This is a genomic window from Kitasatospora sp. NPDC056076 (genome assembly GCF_042266305.1).
Taxonomy (GTDB): Bacteria; Actinomycetota; Actinomycetes; order Streptomycetales; family Streptomycetaceae; genus Kitasatospora.
Window position 1 is genome coordinate 1 of the sequence record NZ_JBHJWG010000004.1, and the last position, 13,608, is coordinate 13,608.

Consider the following 13,608-nt stretch of genomic DNA (forward strand, 5'->3'; position numbering starts at 1 on the left):
CGGACGAGGCCGACAGATCCGGTTGAGGACCCGAGGTCAGTCAGAGGTTGAGTCAGACCTGCCCGGGAACCGCTCATGAACATCCTCACTGTCAGTGGTGGACGGGGGTCAGCGGTGCGGGTGAGCCGCCGGGGGTGGCGGCGGACCGGTGCTGGTCGCGGCGTTCGAGGGCGGCGGACCAGAGGGCGAGCAGCAGGGCGGCCGCGGCGAGCAGGGCGCCGACCCAGTTGGGGGCGGTGTAGCCGAGGCCGGCCGAGATGACCAGGCCGCCGAGCCAGGCCGCCAGGGCGTTGCCGAGGTTGAAGGCGCCGATGTTGACGGCGGAGGCGAGGGTGGGGGCGCCGTGGGCCTGGTCGAGGACGCGCTTCTGCAGCGGGGGGACGGTGGCGAAGCCGAGGGCGCCGACCAGCAGGATCGTCACGGCGGCGGCGACCTTGTCGTGCGCGGTGAGGGTGAACAGGGCCAGGACGACGGCCAGGCCGCCGAGGGTGGTGTAGAGCAGGGGCATCAGCTTGCGGTCGGCGAACCTGCCGCCGATCAGGTTGCCGAGGAACATCCCGACGCCGAACAGCACCAGCAGCCAGGTGACCGCGCCCTCGGAGTAGCCGGCGGTGTCGGTCATCATCGGGGCGATGTAGGTGATCGCGGCGAAGACGCCGCCGAAGCCGAGGACGGTCATCGCCATCGCGAGCAGCACCTGCGGGTTGCGGAAGGCGGTCAACTCGCCGCGCAGGTGCGCGCCTTCGGGGCGGGGCAGGCTGGGGACGAGCTTGCCGATGCCGAGCAGGCCGAGCAGTCCGAGGGCGGCGACACCGGTGAAGGTGGTGCGCCAGCCGACGGCCTGGCCGATGAAGGTGCCCAGCGGGACGCCGACGATGTTGGCGACGGTGAGCCCGGTGAACATGGTGGCGATGGCGCCGGCCTTCTTCTGCGGGGCGACGAGTTCGGCGGCGACGACCGAGCCGATGCCGAAGAACGCGCCGTGGGCCAGCGAGGTCACGATCCGCCCGGCGAGCATCAGCGGGAAGCTGGGGGCGGCGGCGGACAGCAGGTTGCCGATGACGAACAGGCCCATCAGCAGCATGAGCATGGTCTTGCGGCTGATCCGGGTGCCGAGCACGGTCATCAGCGGGGCGCCGATGACCACGCCGAGTGCGTAGCCGGTGACCAGTAGGCCGGCGGTGGGGACGGTCACGCCGTAGTCGTCCGCGATCTGGGGCAGTAGGCCCATGATCACGAACTCGGTGGTTCCGATCCCGAAGGCCCCGATGGCCAGGGCGAGAAGTGCGAGGGGCATGGCGCGACCTCCGTGCGATTGCTAGTGCGCCTTACGTGCCTCGACAATAGTTGCAAGCGCGGGCTATGTGCAAATGCGGGCAATCACCGTCGGCATGCCCGAGGCCTAAACTGGAGGCCTGCTCGTGCCCGGCCGGGTACCCGGCCCGCACCTGGCCCGTACCTGGCTCGCACCCGGCCCGTACCTGGAAGGAGACCGTGCCGATGACCGCCACGGACCCCGCGCTGACCGCCCTCGCCAACGGATGGGCCGCCCTGTACGTCCTGTACGGCAGGATCGAGGCGCACATCGAGCGCGCCCTCCAGGCGGAGCACGACCTGAGCGTGCGCGAGTACTCGCTGCTCGACGTGCTCAGCCGCCAGCACGACGGCGAGGGCGGCCACCTCCAGATGAAGCAGGTCGCCGACGCGGTCGTGCTCAGCCAGAGCGCCACCACCCGGCTGGTCTCCCGGCTGGAGGACCGTGGGCTGCTCGCCCGCTACCTCTGCCCCACCGACCGCCGCGGCATCTACACCGACGTGAGCGAGGACGGCCTGCGGCTCCTGGCGCAGGCCCGGCCGACCAATGACGCCGCGCTGCGCGAGGCGCTCGACCAGGCCGCCCGCAACCCCGAGCTGGCCCCGCTGGTCTCGGCCGTCGAGGCGGTCGACCCGCCCGCGCCGCGGCCGCGGCCCTGAGCGGACCTGAGCGGCCCGGGCGGACCTGAGCGGCCCGGGCGGTCGGCGTACCGGCCCCGGGCCCGGAACGGCGTCGGGCGGGCCCGCGGCACTCGGTGTGCCGTGGGCCCGCCCGTTCTCCGTGCGGAGCGGCCGTCGCGCCGCGGCCGCGGGTCAGTGCGGGAGGACGGCGTCGGCGGTCGCCGGGAGCGGGTAGGCGTCCGGGTCGACCGGGCCGGGCAGGTCGGTGGCCGGGCGGGCGGGGGCGTTGGGATCCGGCAGCGAGGGCTGGGCGGGCGGCGCCTGCACCTGGTTGAACGGCACGCCGGGCGGGGCCTGGACCGGCGCGGCCCGGCCGGCCGTGAGCGGGCTGCGGCTCTGCGCCTCGCAGGCGGCCCGCGCCTCCAGGTCGTCCGGGCTCTGGGTGGCGGGCTGGTTGCCGGTGAAGCAGTTGCCCGGGTCGGCGGAGGCGAGTACCAGGTCGACGCCGTTGCCCTCGGTGCGGTTGCCCTTGACCAGGTTGCCGGCGGCCGGGTGCCCGGGCGGGTCGGTGACGATCACGCCGGCCGAGCGGTTGCCCTTGACCAGGTTGCGCTCGACCCGGTTCGCGGTGCCGCCGCCGATCCCGATGCCGATGCCGAAGCCGCCGTCGGCCTGCTCGGGGGTGTCGGAGGCGTTGTTGTCGGTGACGGCGTTCCCGGCGATCACGGCGCCGTGCTGGGGGGCGAGGGCTTCCAGGTCGTTGGAGTTGACGGTGACGCCGACCCGGTTGCCGACCACCCGGTTGCCGAGGAACCAGAGGTTGTCCGAGGCGTTGGTGATCTCGATGCCGACCGCGTTGCGCTCCACGGTGTTGCCGCGCACCAGGGTGTCGCAGGGCTTGCACTGGCCGACGTAGACGCCGGAGTCGGCGCCGCCGGAGGCGTAGGAGTCCTCGATGACCCCGGCCCGGGCGTCGAAGGCGTAGATCCCGTACAGGCCGTTGTTGTAGGCGGTGACCCGCGTCGCCCGGAAGCCCTGGAGGGCGGGGAAGCGGGTGGTGTCCAGCGGGTTGTAGGCGGAGCCGCCGGCGCCGCGCTGCTGGAGCTTCTCGTCGGTGACGCCGGTGAACAGCACGCCGTTGGCGAGGTAGCCGTGCACGGTGAGGTTCTCCACCACCGAGCCGGCGCCGGTGACGGTGACCCCGTTGACCAGCCGTACGCCGCCGTCCAGCACCACCGCGTTGCGGTCGGTGCCGCGCAGCACGATCCGGGGCCTGGTGATCCGCACGCTCTCCTGGTACGTCCCGGGGGAGACCAGGACGGTGTCGCCCTCGCGGGCGACGTCCACGGCCTTCTGGACGGACGGGAAGTCCTGCGGGACGCGGACCACGGTGCCCTCCGGGTGGCGGGCGTCCGAGGAGGGGGCGCCGGTGGAGGAGCAGCCGGCCAGGGCGAGGGCGGCGACCACCAGGGCGGGGAGGGCGCGGACCCGGCCGCGCGGGCGGTGCGGACGGCGTGGGCGGCGGCGCTGCGGTGCTTCGGAGGCGGATTGACGGACAGTCAAAAGTTGCATACGGGGTGTTCTATCGTCTCCAATGTCGGTCATGCATGCCGAAACCGGAAAGGCGCGGAAACAGCCGGGGGCCGCCAGGGGCGGGGTGGACCGGAGGACGCTGATCGCGGGCGGCGGCGCGGTGCTGGCCGCCGGGGTCGGCGCGGGGGCCGTGGCCCTGGGCCGCGGGCCGGCCGCCGCACCGCAGCCGCCCCCGGCGGTGCCGCAGACGCCGTTCCACGGGGACCGGCAGGCCGGGGTGACGGCCCCGCAGCAGCCGGCCACCCTGCTGCTGGCCCTGGACCTGGCGCCCGCCGCGACCTCCGACGGGCGGACCGCACTGCGCTCCCTGCTGGGGGAGTTGACCGGGGTGCTGGCCGATGCGACGGGCGCCGGCCCGGCCGATCCCCGGCTGCGGGACGGCGAACCGGCGCGGCTCAGCAGCCTGGTCGGGGTCGGCCCGGGCGCGGCCGCCCGGCTCGGGCTGAACGTCCCGCCCGCGCTGGCGGAGCTCCCGGCCTTCCCCGGGGACCGGCTGGACCAGGCGCGCGGCGGCGGCGACCTGGTGGTCCAGCTGTGCGCCGCGGACCGCTGGCCGCTCACCGTGGTGGCCGAACTCCTCGGCGGCGCGGCGAAGTCGGCGGGCGCGACGGTGCGCTGGAGCCAGCCCGGCTTCCTGCCGCGCACGCCCCCGGGGACCACCCCGCGCAACCTCTTCGGCTACAAGGACGGCACCGCCAACCCCGCCCCGGCCGAGGCCCAGCAGTGGGTCTGGGGCCCGCCCGGCCCGTACGAGCACGGCACCGTCCTGGTCTACCGCCGGATCCGGATGGACACCGCCGGGTTCGCCGCCCTCCCGGAGGACCGGCGCGACCTGGCCATGGGCCGCCGACGCGGCGACGGCGCCCCGCTCACCGGCACGGCCGAGCACGAGGACCCGGACATCTACGCCAAGAACCCGGACGGCTCGTACGTCATCCCCAACAGCGCCCACGTCCGGCTCAGCAGCCCCCGGCTCGACTCCGGCGCCCGGATGCTGCGGCGCGGCTACAGCTACGACGACGCCCCCGACGACCGGGGGCTGCTGTTCTGCGCCTTCGTGCGGGACCCGGCGCAGTTCACCCGGGTGCAGAACCGGCTGGCGGCCAAGGACGCGCTCAACCCCTTCCTGGTGCACACGGCTTCCGCGGTGGCCTACGTACTGCCGGGGGTGCGGGAGGGCGGGGTGCTGGGCGAGGGGTTGTGGGGGTGAGGGCACGGGGGACGAGGGACGGGGTACGGGTACGGGTGCGGGGAGGAACGGCCGGGGCGCGCGGTCGGGCAGGCGGTCGGACGGACGGCCTCACCAGGCGACCGGGATCGCGGCCGGGCTGCGGGTGGTGCTGCCCAGCTGCCAACTCAGCTGCTCCAGCGGGGTGGTGAGGCGCAGGCCGGGCAGGGCGGTGGCCAGCCGACGGAGCGATTCGCGCAGTTCGAGGCGGACCCGCCAGGCGCCGATGCAGTGGTGCGGGCCGGAACTGAAGGCGAGGGTGGGGGCGTCGAGGGGCCGGTCGAGGTCGGCGTCGAGGCCGTCGGAGTAGACGGCGGGGTCGCGGTTGGCGCTGCCGAGGCTGATGGCGACGACGGCGCCGCCCGGGATGGTGGCACCGCCGAGTTCGATCGGGCCGGTGGCGCGGCGGACGGTGGCCTCGTCGTCGCCGAGCGGGATGAAGTGGAGCAGGCGTTCCGTGGTGCGTTCGGTGATGTCGGGGTCGACGAGCCGGGGCCAGTGGTCGGGGCGCTCGCCGAGGAGGTAGGCCAGGGTGTTGCCGAGGATGCCGACGATGCTCTCGTTGCCGCTGGCGGCCAGCCCGCAGACGAGGTGGACCAGCGACTCCTCCGGGACGCTGCCGTCCTGATCGGCGGCGACCACGATCCGGCTGACCAGGTCGTCCCCCGGATCGCGGCGTCGGCGCTCCATCAACTCGACGGTGTAGGAGCTGAATTCGGCGATCGCTCCGCTGTGGTCCTCGGCGGCGTCGCCACCCTGGGCGAGGACGGCGAGGCCCCAGCGGTGCAGCTGCTCCTCGTCCACGCGCTCGGGTCCGGTGTCGTCGAGCCCCATCAGCCGCGCGGTGACCGTGAACGGCACCGGCCGGGTGAGGGCGGTGACCAGGTCGGCGGGCGGCCCGGCGGCGACCACCGCGTCCACGGCCTGTTGGACGGCGTCGGCGATCAAGGGCTGCCAGGTGGCGATGGAGCGCGGGGTGAAGGCCTTCTGGATGGTGGCGCGCAGACTGCGGTGGGCGGCGCCGTCCTGGTTGAACAGGGACGCGGGGTTGGCGGCCACGTCGGAGAGGGCGCCGACGGCCCCGACCTCATGCAGGTCGGTCCGGGTGACACGGGGGTCGCCGAGGACCTGCCGGACGTCGTGGTAGCGGGTGACGAGCCAGGCGGGGGTGCCGTCCGGGAGGGTGGTCGGGTGCGGCGGCTGGGCGGGGGTGAAGGGGAGCCGGTGGAGCGGCGGGAGCGGGGTGGTGGCGGCGGTGTCGGTGGTGGCTGCGGTGTCGGCTGCGGGGGAGGACATGGAACCCTTCGGGGTCGGCGGCGCTGCGGGGCACGGGCGTCCAACTGTCATATTTTCTGCGGGAATTGGATCCTTCTGACGGTTTTCCCGTTTCGGCCCGATGCTACGCCCCCGACCCCTCCCCGGGCGGTCTCGACGCCTGCCCGCCCGCCCGGGGGTGCGTGCCGAGCCGGGGCCGGTCGGGTCAGACGGCGAAGGCCCGCAGGTGCTCGGCGAGGGTGGTCCGGTCGACGGTCGTGCCGGTGAGCGAGACGTACCCGTCCGGTCGGACCAGCACCACGGCGTCGCCGCGCAGGCCGTACGCGCGGGCGGCGTGGCCGTCGGGGTCGCGGACGGCGGCGACCCGCAGGCCGGGGAGGTCCGGGAAGTCCTGGAGGTCCTGGAGCACGGGTCGGGCGGACGGGTCGGCCGGGGCCGGGTGGGCGCCGAAGGCCAGCAGGGTGAAGTGCGGGCCGCGGAACAGGTCGAACAGCCGGACCGGCGTGCCGTCCGCCGTGGTGCAGGGCGCGTCCGGGGCCCGGTCGCCGGCCCGGATGCCGGTGGTGTCGTCCAGGTCCCGGCCGAGCGGGCCGCCGCGGTAGTCGATCGAGAGCCCGGTGAGGTCGGTGTCCTGGACGGCCAGGGTGCGGAACTGTTCGGCCATCACCGTGGCGCCGCCGCCCTGGAACGCCGCCTTGTGGTGGGCGGAGGTGGCGTCGAGGCTGGCCCGGGCGATCGGCCGGCGCTCCTCCTGGTAGCTGTCGAGCAGTTCCTCGGGCGCGCCGCGCAGCACGGCGGCGAGCTTCCAGGCCAGGTTGTGGGCGTCCTGGATGCCGGTGTTCATGCCCTGGCCGCCCGCCGCGGACTGGCAGTGGGCGGCGTCCCCGGCGAGCAGCACCCGGCCGTCGCGGTAGCGCTCGACCAGCCGGACGGTGGGGCGCCAGACGGTGGACCAGATCGGCTCGTGCATCAGGACCCCGGGCAGCCCGGCCCGTTCGGCGAAGAGCCGGCGGAAGGTCTCCAGGGTGGGCGCGGGCAGCTCGCCGTGCTCGTCCGGCTCGACGGCGGCGTGCACCGCCCACTTGCCGTCCTGCCGCATCGGGACGATCGCCATGGCGCCGCCGCCGAACTTCGGGTGGTTCCAGAGGTGCATGTGGTCGGGGTCCAGGCCGTCCAGGTCCATCGAGGCCATGAGGAAGCGCTCCTCCTCCCAGGTCTCGCCGAGGAAGGGGATGCCGGCCAGCTTGCGGACGGTGCTGCGGCCGCCGTCGCAGCCGATCAGGAAGCGGGCGCGCAGCTGCGCCGTCCGGTCGCCCTGCCGGACGGTGGCGAGCACGCCGGCGGTGTCGCGGGCGTCGTCGGCGTGCTGGACGGAGTCGGTGTCGCGGGCGCCGTCGGCGTGCCGGGAGTCGTCGGAGTCCTGGACGCAGTCGGTCAGTTCACTGCCGGTCTCGACCCTGACGCCGTACTCGGCGAGCCGGTCGCGCAGGACGGCCTCGGTCTGGTGCTGGGCGATCATCAGCGTGCCGGCGTACGGGCGGTCGGGGGTCGGCAGCCGGGTGGCCCCGGGGTCGAACTCGTGGACCAGCCGGGCGCCTTCGTAGGTGCGGATCCCTAGGTTGAGCACGCCCCGCTCGAGGATCCGCGCGGCCACGCCGAGGTCGTCGAACACCTCCATGGTGCGCGGGTTGACGCCCTTGCCGCGGACGCCGGCGGTGCGGAACGCGTCGTCCCGCTCGATGATCCGGCAGTCGACGCCGGCCCGGGCCAGCCCGATGGCCAGCGTGAGCCCGACCGGGCCGGCGCCGACGATCAGGACGTCGGTGGTGGGTGTGGAGTCGTGCGAGAGTGCAGCGCGCATGGCGGACGCCCCTGTCCATTCGGTCATAAGATACGGCGCGTTTCCTGTTTCCGACTGTAGACTGCCCTCGATAGGAAACGCAACGTATCTACGAGGGTCGGGTGCGGAAACCGGTGGCGAGCGGCAGAGCGGGCGCCCCGCGGCGGCGCGGGGACGAACTGGAACGGGCGATCCTGGACGCCGTCTGGGCCGAACTGGCCGAGCACGGCTACGACCGGCTCACCATGGACGGCGTCGCCGCCCGCGCCAGCACCAGCAAGCCGGTGCTCTACCGCCGTTGGCCGAACCGGGTGGAACTCGTGGTCGCCGCCCTCGGCCGCAACGCCCCCGACTACCGGGAGCCCCCGGACACCGGCGACCTGCGCACCGACCTGGCGATCCTGCTGGGCGGCCTGCTGCACCGCTTCGACGACCTGCCGACCGACGCCGTCCACGGCTTCCTGGTCGACCTGATGCGCGTCCCCGAACTGCGCCTCGTCTTCCACCTGGGCCTCCGCGCGCCGGGGCCGGTGGACGCGTTGGCCGCGATCATGCACCGGGCCGCCGACCGGGGTGAGGTCGACCCGGCCCGGCTCACCCCGCGGGTCGTCTCACTGCCGCTGGACCTGCTGCGCGACGCCTTCCTGATGGGCGGTTCGGTGCCGGCCGACCGGGTGATCGACGAGGTGCTGGACGAGATCGTCCTGCCGCTGCTCGGGGCGCCGGCCGGCCGGTAGGGCCCGCCGGGCAGCGGGTGCCCTCGGATGCTCTCGGATACCCCTACCCCGTAACGACGAACGCCCTCCGGCGGCGGTGTGCCGCCGGAGGGCGTCGGTGCGGGTGGGTCCGGATCCGGGTTCGAGTCCGGGTCAGGAGCGGACCAGGCGGGCGATGGCCTGGTTGGCCTCGCGGACCTTGGCGTTCGCCTCCTGGCCGCCCTCGGCGATGGCGTCGCGGACGCAGCATTCGATGTGCTCGTCCAGGAGTTGCAGCGCGAAGGACTGGAGCGCGCGGCTGGCCGCGGAGACCTGGGTGAGGACGTCGATGCAGTAGGTGTCCTGCTCGACCATGCGCTGCAGGCCGCGGATCTGGCCCTCGATGCGGCGCAGCCGCTTGAGGGAGTCGTCCTTGTGGGGGCTGTAGCTGGCCATGGCCGCCTCCGGTTCCCGTGCGGTGAGGAGTTCCCTCACTCTACCGGGGCGCGGTGGGGCGGAAATCGGCCCGGACGGTGCGCGGGGCCGACGCCCGGACCGACGGGGCGTCAGGCGTCGACCCGGCCGACCAGGTCGTATCCGGCCTCGTCGACGGCGGCGGCGAGCTCGGTGTCGGCCAGCGGGCCGGTGCTGTCCACGGTGACCCGGCCGGTGGCGAGGTCGACCGCGACCCCGGTGACGCCGGCGACCTTCTCCAGCTCGGCGGTCACCGCGCCGACGCAGTGGCCGCAGGTCATGCCCGCCACCTGGAGGACGGTGCGCTCGGCGGTGGTGGCGGCAGGCGCCGCGGCCGCGCCGGTGCCGCACGAGCCGCAGCAGGAGCCCTCGGTGGCGGACGGCTCGACGGTGACGGTGGTCTCGCTCATGGTGTGCTCCTGTCGTCAGTGCGTTTGTCGTCAGTGCGGGCGACGCCTTCCGGAGTGGCCCGGGCGGCTGCTTCGATGATGAACATACCATACCCCCCTAGGGTAAGTAGAGAGGCGCCGATCCCCTTCGCCGTCCGACGGACGCGTGGCTGCAGTCGCCGGTAGGGGAGTGCGACAGATGCACGGGGGATGTCCGGCACGTCATGGATCTTCGGGGCGAGCAGCCCAGGAGGCGTGCCCCGGGCGCGGTCGACCTCGACGAGGTCAAGCCCTGGGCGCGGGGGAGGAGCGGCCGGGCGTCAGTGGACGGTGACCTGGATGCTCTTGGTGACGTCGCACCTCAGCTCCGCACGGTTCGGTGCGTCGGGCCGGCAGTCCCACGCGTTGCCGAACGCCCAGGTCAGCGTGGTGGTCCCGGCTCCCAGGGCGGTGAAGGTCCGGTCGAACTCCGGGGCCCTGCTGGTACTGGCCGGTTGATCCCCCATCGACCGTTCCCCCTCCTGCAGTTGACCGCTCGCCGTGGTCGGACGAGCACGACCAATGAGGATAGACGCATCCGGGGGAGGTGCGGTTGCGGAGCCGCGCCGGTCGGCCCGGCCGTACGGGCGGGGTGGCGGCGGGTGTCGGCGTGCCGTGGTTCCTGAATACCCCGTATGGGTATACCGTCGCGGACGGGGGCCGAGAACGCGAGGCTGAGGAAGGCGGACCACCACCGTGCACGCGATCCTGCACGCGCTCTCCATCACCGGGGCGATGACCTGGGAGATCACCTGGGCCCTGGTCCTCGGCTTCCTGCTCTCCGCCGTCGTGCAGGCCGTGGTCCACAAGTCCACCGTGGTGCGACTGCTCGGTGGCGACCGTCCGCGCACCCTCGCCGTCGCCTCGGCGCTGGGGGCGGCGTCCTCGTCCTGCTCCTACGCGGCGGTCGCACTGGCGCGCTCACTGTTCCGCAAGGGTGCGGACTTCACGGCGGCGATGGCCTTCGAGATCGCCTCGACCAACCTGGTGGTCGAACTCGGCGTGATCCTGGCCCTGTTGCTGGGCTGGCAGTTCACGGCGGCCGAGTTCGTCGGCGGGCCGGTGATGATCCTGGTGCTCGCGCTGCTGTTCCGGCTCCTCCTGCGCGACCGGCTGCTCCAGGAGGCCCGCGAACAGGCGGAGTTCGGGCGGGCGGGTTCGATGGAGGGCCACGCCGCGATGGACATGTCCGTCGCGGGGGAGGGCTCCTTCGCCCGGCGGCTGCTCTCCCGGCAGGGGTTCACGTCGGTGTCGCACGTGTTCGTGATGGAGTGGGCCGCGATCCTCCGGGACCTGGTGGTCGGGCTGCTGATCGCCGGCGCGATCGCGGCGTGGGTCCCGGACTCGTTCTGGCAGGCCTTCTTCTTCGCCGACCACCCACTGGCCGGGAAGCTGTGGGGCCCGCTGGTCGGACCGCTGGTGGCGGTCGCGTCCTTCGTCTGCTCGATCGGCAACGTGCCGCTGGCGGTGGTGCTGTGGAAGGGCGGGATCAGCTTCGGCGGGGTGGTCGCGTTCATCTTCGCGGACCTGCTGATCCTGCCGATCCTGAACATCTACCGGAAGTACTACGGGGCGCGGACGGCGCTCTTCCTGCTCGGGACGTTCTACGCGGCGATGGTGGCGGCCGGGTACGTGGTGGAGCTGCTGTTCGGCGGGCTGGGGCTGGTGCCCGACCACCGGGACGCGGAGATCCCGATGGCGGGCGTGGAGTGGAACTACACCACCTGGCTCAACATCGCCTTCCTGCTGGTGGCAGCGGCGCTGCTGGTCCGCTTCCTCCGCACCGGCGGCCGCGGGATGCTGCGGATGATGGGCGGGGCGCCGGAGGCGGAGGGACACACGGGGCACGAGCAGCACCACGGCCACCACTGAGGCCTGGTGCGCGGGTTCAGGCGGGCGGCAGGAGGTCGCTGTCGCTGACGGTGTACGTCAGTGGGGGATAAACGAAGTCCGTCTCCTGGTTCTCGCGGCGCCGCAACTGGTAGAACTCGCGGCGCTGCTCCTCGTCGGCCGAGGTGAGGCGGGCGCCCTGGGGGAGGTACGGGTGCCCGTCGTCGCCGAACCGGAGGAGGGTCTTCGAGGTGCGGAAGGTCAGGCCCAGCCAGACGTTGTCCGTCGCGGGGACGGGCTTGTCCAGGACGATCCGGTGCCGGAGGCGGCGGTTCGACTCGACGGAGAACACGATGACGCCGTCGTGGGTGAGCGGGAGCTCGAACCGTTCGCCGCCGACCGGCTCCTTCGACTCGACGATCAGCCTCCTCGGCGGGCCCGCGTCGGGGTCCCGGTAGCAGGAGAAGACGGCGATGAAGGAGCCCTCGGCCAGGTCGAGGGCCTGGTCGGAATGGGCGCCCATGGTCGTGTACGCGTTCGTGTAGCTCTCGAAGAGGGCGTTGTCGAAGGCGAGCGGGAGCCCGGCGTGCTCCTGGATCCGCCGTGCCAGCCGTTCGTGGACCGGGCGGAAGCGCTGTGCCGGGTGGGCGTACCGGGTGGTGGTGCGGACGAGGGGCACGCCGCCCGTCCCGTCGGGCCTGGTGAGCGTGGTGCCCCGGCGGCCCTTCCCCAGCTCCTCCAGGAGGGCCGAGCCGGACAGTTCGGCGAACAGTCCCGGCTCGGCGGGCAGGGCGTAGGAGCGGACCTGGTCCGCGATGCTAGGCACGAGGGGCACGGTAGTCCCCCGTGTTCATGCTGAACCGGAACCGGTCGCCGTAGTCGACGAAGGCCCAGCTCCGGTTCTCCTCGGCGTACAGCCCGCGCAGCTCGTCCGTCCCGGTCCCGGTCGGCGGCTCCAACTCCACCAGCTCACCGGCGGACTTGAGAAACGTCCGCCCGTCCCGGTGGAGGGCCTCGGTCTTCGAGCAGCGCACCACGTAGCCGAGTCGGGTCGGGAGCAGCCCGGCGTCCAGGGCAGAGGGCCGGATCTCGTGGGTGTAGAGGCGGTTGGTGGACAGCGGCACGAAGAAGACCGACCCGGGGTGGAGGGTCAGCTCGAACTGGGCCGGGAGGGCGTCCCCGTGGGCTTCGCGGGCGGAGTCCTTGAGGCGGAAGCGGAGCCTGGTCAGGCCGCTGGTGCGCCCGGTTCCGTGGTCGAAGGGGTCGTCGGCCAGGGGCTGGAGCTCGTCGAGGCCGTCGTAGAAGGTGCAGAAGGCCATGATGCCGTCCGCGGGCATGTCCTTGGTCTTGTCGGCGTGGGACGAGATCTTGGCCTTGGACTGCTTGCGCCCGGGCGTGGCCCGGGTGTTGTGGTAGGTCTGCGCGAGGACGTGGTTCAGCGGCGCGTGGTCGCGGAAGACGGTGGCGGCCTCGCGGTTCAGGGCGTCGACGATGTCGGTGTCGGTCGGGCCGAAGTTCTCGGTCGGGCCGGACAGGTTGGTGGAGCAGCGCAGCAGCCGGAAGTGCAGGTCGTCGCCGTCGCGGGTGACGGGGGTGAGGTAGATCCCGCTGCGGTGGGCCGAACCGGGCTTGTCGGACTCGGTCAGGGACTGGAACGCGTGCTCGGCACGGACCCGGTGGAAGTGGTCGGCCTCGGGCTCGAAGAAGCGGGGGTAGTAGACGCCGGCGCCGTGCACCCGGACGGGGACCCGGCCGAGGCCGACGACGGGCCAGGGGGCGTCGGCGTGGTCGGTGGAGAGCTCCCGGACGACGAACACGCGGGCGGCGGGGGCGAGTCGGCGGCGGTCGAGGGCGGAGATGTCGCCGGCGAGGTAGAGGGTCTTCCCGGTGAGGTCGGTGGAGGCGAGGTCCTCGGGCCCGATCGTCGCCCCGAAGAAGTCGAGGGTGCGCACCGTCGGCGGTGCGACCAGGACGTTGTGCGCATCGTCCAAGCGTGCTTCGCCGTGGCCCGTGGTGTCCGTCGTCGTGTCCATCGGTCGCTACCTGCCGTTCGCTGCCCTGGGAGGTGCGCGGGACGTCGGGCGGGCCGACTTCTCGCGCAGGCATGTTCAGGTGGTGGGGAGTTCGCCGGCCGCGACGGCGGCGACGAAGGACACCCATGCCTCGGAGGGGAGGACGAACGCGGGGCCGCCGGGGTTCTCGGGATCGCGGACCGGGACGAAGCGAGGCGCCGGGCGATCCGCGAGGATCGCCCGGCCCCACCGGTACGGGACGGGCCCCGGGGGCAGAACCCTCCCTGGGTCAGGGCGT

General features: G+C 73.4%; 14 protein-coding genes. 4 read left to right on the top strand and 10 right to left on the bottom strand.

Annotation, left to right across the window (positions count from 1 at the left end):
* Positions 1-91: 91 nt before the first annotated feature.
* On the bottom strand, positions 92-1,297 hold the full coding sequence (locus ACFC1T_RS04595) for an MFS transporter (RefSeq protein ID WP_375883482.1): 1,206 nt from the start codon (positions 1,295-1,297) through the stop codon (positions 92-94).
* Between the two features lie 203 nt (positions 1,298-1,500).
* On the opposite strand from ACFC1T_RS04595, the gene ACFC1T_RS04600 reads away from it, so the two are divergent.
* Entirely contained in the window at positions 1,501-1,974 is a 474-nt protein-coding gene (locus ACFC1T_RS04600) for a MarR family winged helix-turn-helix transcriptional regulator (protein ID WP_375883484.1), read from the top strand.
* A gap of 153 nt (positions 1,975-2,127) precedes the next feature.
* Here the strand turns inward: ACFC1T_RS04600 and ACFC1T_RS04605 are convergent, their stop codons facing one another.
* Entirely contained in the window at positions 2,128-3,507 is a 1,380-nt protein-coding gene (locus ACFC1T_RS04605) for a right-handed parallel beta-helix repeat-containing protein (protein WP_375883486.1), read from the bottom strand.
* Positions 3,508-3,538: 31 nt separating this feature from the next.
* Here ACFC1T_RS04605 and ACFC1T_RS04610 point away from each other — a divergent pair, with 31 nt between their 5' ends.
* Positions 3,539-4,738, top strand: a complete 1,200-nt coding sequence (locus ACFC1T_RS04610; RefSeq protein WP_375883488.1) for a Dyp-type peroxidase — start codon at positions 3,539-3,541, stop codon at positions 4,736-4,738.
* Positions 4,739-4,828: 90 nt separating this feature from the next.
* Here the strand turns inward: ACFC1T_RS04610 and ACFC1T_RS04615 are convergent, their stop codons facing one another.
* Entirely contained in the window at positions 4,829-6,052 is a 1,224-nt protein-coding gene (locus ACFC1T_RS04615) for a cytochrome P450 (RefSeq protein ID WP_375883491.1), read from the bottom strand.
* 184 nt (positions 6,053-6,236) lie between these two features.
* Complete coding sequence (locus ACFC1T_RS04620; RefSeq protein ID WP_375883493.1) at positions 6,237-7,892, bottom strand: FAD-dependent oxidoreductase; 1,656 nt, start codon at positions 7,890-7,892, stop codon at positions 6,237-6,239.
* Between the two features lie 113 nt (positions 7,893-8,005).
* Here ACFC1T_RS04620 and ACFC1T_RS04625 point away from each other — a divergent pair, with 113 nt between their 5' ends.
* On the top strand, positions 8,006-8,608 hold the full coding sequence (locus ACFC1T_RS04625) for a TetR/AcrR family transcriptional regulator (RefSeq protein ID WP_375883496.1): 603 nt from the start codon (positions 8,006-8,008) through the stop codon (positions 8,606-8,608).
* 132 nt (positions 8,609-8,740) lie between these two features.
* Here ACFC1T_RS04625 and ACFC1T_RS04630 read toward each other — a convergent pair whose 3' ends face one another.
* The 3 genes from ACFC1T_RS04630 to ACFC1T_RS04640 form a co-directional block, all read right to left on the bottom strand.
* A complete protein-coding gene (locus ACFC1T_RS04630; protein WP_375883498.1) occupies positions 8,741-9,061 on the bottom strand; it encodes a metal-sensitive transcriptional regulator in 321 nt (106 codons plus the stop codon).
* A gap of 71 nt (positions 9,062-9,132) precedes the next feature.
* Positions 9,133-9,450, bottom strand: coding sequence for a heavy-metal-associated domain-containing protein (locus ACFC1T_RS04635; protein WP_375883501.1), 318 nt, complete (start codon positions 9,448-9,450; stop codon positions 9,133-9,135).
* 299 nt (positions 9,451-9,749) lie between these two features.
* Positions 9,750-9,935, bottom strand: a complete 186-nt coding sequence (locus ACFC1T_RS04640) for a hypothetical protein (RefSeq protein WP_375883503.1) — start codon at positions 9,933-9,935, stop codon at positions 9,750-9,752.
* Between the two features lie 229 nt (positions 9,936-10,164).
* Between ACFC1T_RS04640 and ACFC1T_RS04645 the strand changes: the two genes are divergently transcribed.
* The gene (locus ACFC1T_RS04645) at positions 10,165-11,340 is read left to right on the top strand and encodes a permease (protein WP_375883506.1); all 1,176 of its coding nucleotides are present in this window, start codon (positions 10,165-10,167) and stop codon (positions 11,338-11,340) included.
* 16 nt (positions 11,341-11,356) lie between these two features.
* On the opposite strand, the gene ACFC1T_RS04650 is transcribed toward ACFC1T_RS04645, so the two are convergent.
* From ACFC1T_RS04650 to ACFC1T_RS04660, 3 genes are all read right to left on the bottom strand, one after another.
* Positions 11,357-12,124, bottom strand: coding sequence for a hypothetical protein (locus tag ACFC1T_RS04650; protein ID WP_375883508.1), 768 nt, complete (start codon positions 12,122-12,124; stop codon positions 11,357-11,359).
* Positions 12,117-13,331, bottom strand: a complete 1,215-nt coding sequence (locus ACFC1T_RS04655) for a hypothetical protein (protein WP_375883510.1) — start codon at positions 13,329-13,331, stop codon at positions 12,117-12,119. Before ACFC1T_RS04655 ends, ACFC1T_RS04650 begins: the two co-directional genes overlap by 8 nt.
* 75 nt (positions 13,332-13,406) lie before the next feature.
* On the bottom strand, positions 13,407-13,608 hold a 202-nt coding region (locus tag ACFC1T_RS04660; RefSeq protein ID WP_375883512.1), incomplete at its 5' end, for a DUF397 domain-containing protein.